This window comes from Schumannella sp. 10F1B-5-1 (assembly GCF_006517535.1).
In the GTDB taxonomy this organism is placed as follows: Bacteria; Actinomycetota; Actinomycetes; order Actinomycetales; family Microbacteriaceae; genus Schumannella.
Map to the genome: position 1 here is coordinate 1 of NZ_VHQH01000049.1, position 201 is coordinate 201.

Here is a 201-nt window from a genome sequence, read left to right on the forward strand (position 1 = left end):
ACTGGCTGAACTTCGTGAAGTCGGCGCGCGCGCGCAACAAGATCCGCGGCTGGTTCACCAAGGAGCGCCGCGAGGAGGCGATCGAGCAGGGCAAGGACTCGATCGCGCGCGCCATGCGCAAGCAGAACCTCCCGCTGCAGAAGCTCATGAGCCAGGACGTCGTCAACCAGGTCGCGGCGCAGATGCGTTACGACGGGGTGG

The 201-nt window shown here is 66.2% G+C and carries 1 protein-coding gene; it reads left to right on the top strand.

Features of this window, described 5'->3' with window-relative positions; translation table 11 throughout:
- Window positions 1-201: bifunctional (p)ppGpp synthetase/guanosine-3',5'-bis(diphosphate) 3'-pyrophosphohydrolase (locus tag FJ658_RS14965; protein ID WP_141146203.1), on the top strand; the 201-nt coding region annotated here is incomplete at both ends.